The organism is Hungatella hathewayi WAL-18680, assembly GCF_000235505.1.
Classification (GTDB): Bacteria; Bacillota; Clostridia; order Lachnospirales; family Lachnospiraceae; genus Hungatella_A; species Hungatella_A hathewayi_A.
Genome location: NZ_JH379028.1, coordinates 14990 through 18395 on the forward strand (window position 1 = coordinate 14990; position 3406 = coordinate 18395).

Below are 3406 nucleotides of genomic sequence, written 5' to 3' on the forward strand. Positions count from 1 at the left end.
TGGGGCTGAAATCGCCTGTTTGTGGTGCCATAAAATCATTTACATCTGTGCTGTTCTGTTTGATATCCCAATACGAGAAGCGGAAATGCAATAAAAAATCATAGGAAATGGCAATATACTGCTGTCCATTTCAGGAAATATGGATGATTCCACTTCATAATACTCATTACAGAGTAAAAGCCGAAAGGAAGGTGCCAGTCCGTGGAGACAGTCGGAGGCAGAGGAAAGTCCCGCAGACAGGAACGGAGCGGACGGATGAGGAAAAGAAAGAGGGAATCCCATTTTCCTACGGTCCGTTATGGAGGATTTGAGGAAAGCCAGATTATCTGCTATCTGTGGGAGCTTGTGAAGTCTGTGGAATCCATCGGGGGGAAGTTAAAAGCCGGAATAAAGCCTGGTGGAGAAAACCGGACCAGGGAATGTCTGGGAGAACTGGCAGACTTGGAAAAACAGATGCGAGGACGCGTGCGGGTGGAAATGCGGCGGTATTTTGTGAGAAGGAGACGCAGAAATGTGAGATTGCTGCTGACGGCGCTTCTTGGAGGGCTGTGCATTGTGGGGATTTTCAGCCTGTTGATTGGCGTGGACAGGGTATCGGGGGAATCGATGAATCCCTACCTGAACCACGGGGACTGGATTGTGTACAGCCGGGTGGGAACCAGAATTCAGAGAGGCCAGGTTGTGGTGTTTGAGAAGAATGGAGAAAGTATGGTGAAGAGAGTGGCAGGACTGCCGGGAGACACAGTGAAAATCAGTGACTCGGGGGATGAGGTGTTTGTCAATGGAGCCGGCACGATGGGATATGGCATGACAGAACATGACAGCCCGGAAAACCGTAAGGAGGAGAACACAGACAGTCCGGGCGAACGCTTGACCGTCCTGGATGGACAGTACATGGTGCTGGGCGATAACCGGAGTGTTTCTATTGACAGCCGTGACAGCCGGGTGGGGACGGTGCCGCAGAAGAATATTCTGGGCCGGGTGATTTTGATCATCAGAGCCGGCTGACAGGGGAGCGTGGACTGCCCTGTGGCAGCGTGCCTGTTGAGAAATACGTATCAGGAATAAGACAGAAAAATGTCGGAGGAATTTACTATGAACCGTTACATATTACATAGAAAATCGAAGGGAAAGGAACATATCAAATATCTGATTGCCGGGGCTGCCTGCCTGATAATGGCCGGCGCCGTTGGTTACACCGCCCACAGCATCGGAACAGCCAGGGCCAAAAGCCGGGAGATTGTGCCGATTTATACGGAGGAGGAGCTGGAGTATTACCTTCTGGATCCGGAGAGCGAGAAGTATAACCTGAAGGGAAGATACCGGCTGGAGGAGGATTTGGATCTGGGCTGGCTGTATCAGTCCATTGGGACGGATGTGGAGCCGTTCGCCGGAACCTTTGACGGAAACGGGCATGTGATAAGCGGTCTGGAACGGCCGCTGTTTGGAGTGCTGAAACAGGCGGAGGTGGAGAACCTGTTTTTGAGTGAGGCGTCGATTGTGAATCCTGTCACTTATTTTGATGGCGAGCGGTATGTGGATGGTTATGGCGCGCTGGCCGGCTATGTGATTGGTTCGGAGATACGAAACTGCGGGGCCGGCGGGTCCCTTGTGACGGATATTCCGGTTGAGACGGTTTATCAGACAGCAAAGGCGAAAACGGAACCGGAGCTGGAAGAAATAGGACCGGGGATGACGGAGAGCAGTGGAGAGAAGCTGGATGGGCTGGAGACAGAGAGCGGTCCGTCTGCCGGAGGTCCGGGTGTGGTGGAGACGTCGACGGGAGAAGGCGGAAATCAGGAGAGTCTGCCAGGAGAGAACGGTTCTTCGCCGGAAAATGCGGGGACATCCGCTGAATCCGGGGAGGAGATGACCGGAAGCCAGGAAGAGACGAAGGAGACCAGTGCAGGCGAAACGCCGGATGCGGAAACGGATTTTGGAGAAGCAGGTACGGGGCAGGAAAATGGAGGAGAAGGAAAGCCGGGCGGTGATATAAAGCCGGGAGATGGAACGGAAACTCCGGGGGAGACAGGAAAACCAGGAGGAACAGGAAACCCAGGAGGAACAGGAAACTCAGGAGGAACAGGAAACTCAGGAGGAACAGGAAATCCAGGAGGAACAGGAAAACCAGGGGAGACAGGAAAACCAGAGGAGACAGAAACACCGGCAGATACGGAAGCACCGGCAGGTCCGGAGAATCCGACAGTCCCGCCGGAAACGCCGGCAGGACCAGAGTCCTCTGCCACCCAGGAAGCACCGGCCGCACCGGAACCGACAGCATCACCGGAAGCACCGGCCGGAACAGAAGCATCACCGGAGCCGGAGACCATTGCCATGGAAACCAGGGCTTACTTGAGACTGATGATGAAAAATGCCGCCATTACGGAAGTCGGACTGGATAACATGGCGACTCCGTCCGATGCGGAAGTTGTGGAGTCATCCGCAGAATCCCTCCCTGTGGAAGCAGAACTGCCGGCTCCCATATCCAGCCCGTCCGATGCAGGAATGGCGGAGGGAGAGACGGAGTTCAATCCATATGAAGATACATTCATAAACGTGACAGCAGAGCGGGTAGCGGCCGGCGGACTTATCGCACAGGCAGAGGAAGATACCACATTATCCAACTGCTTTACCTGCATGACAATTGAGTCACGGTTGAATCTGAGTGATACCTATACAGGAGGTTTTGCAGGAATCCTGGGGTGGGATGTGAGTGTGGAGAACAGTTATTCCACCGGATATATGGAATGCGACGGAATATCGGCAGGTTTTGCGGCGATAAATAACGGAACGATACAGGATAGCTATTCAAGCATGGCGCTGGCCCAGAGTGAGGACATATTCTGCCATGCATTTACTGCAGAAGGAGAAGGGCAATATATCGACTGCTTCTATGACATGCAGCTGGCGGATGTGGAGACAGATACTGCCGATATGGACGGAGAAGTGGCAATATTTGAAAATGATATGACGGGATCCATGATAGAGTATGACGGTGCAGACACAGTGGAATCCATGACGGAGCATGATGAAGCAGGAGCATTAGAGTCCATGATGGGACAAGACGGCATCGGCATGGAAGCAGCGACAGGGCTGAGTACCAGAAACATAACCGGCATGGAGGCCGAAGTGAGCGGAGACTGGTACCTGACTGGCAATGCATACCCGCAGATTTCCTATTTTGCATTAAACGAGCATGGGATAATTGCGGACTATTCCAAGGTGTCCGCCATTCCCCTGCTTCTTCCGGAAGGAGTCACCCTCAGCCATGCGCTGGGAGACACGGCTGATTTACTGATTCTTCCGGGCGAGATTGAAGGTCAGGAGATTTTGTGGGAAGCAGGCGGCGACATAGCTATTGACGACAGCCGCCAGGTTCTGGTGTCAGGAAAGACTGTGGGCCTTA

Annotated in this window: 1 protein-coding gene and 1 pseudogene; both read left to right on the plus strand. The window is 53.3% G+C overall.

The window, feature by feature from the left end; all coding sequences use genetic code 11:
* Positions 1-255 precede the first annotated feature (255 nt).
* Positions 256-1008, plus strand: a complete 753-nt coding sequence (gene lepB, locus HMPREF9473_RS16090) for a signal peptidase I (RefSeq protein WP_006781218.1) — start codon at positions 256-258, stop codon at positions 1006-1008.
* 87 nt (positions 1009-1095) lie between these two features.
* Positions 1096-3406 (plus strand): annotated as a pseudogene (locus tag HMPREF9473_RS16095) (hypothetical protein); the annotation flags it as partial.

Coding starts and splice junctions, on each gene's coding strand:
- lepB (WP_006781218.1), top strand. CDS start 256: ATGAGGAAAAGAAAGAGGGAATCCCATTTTCCTACGGTCCGTTATGGA.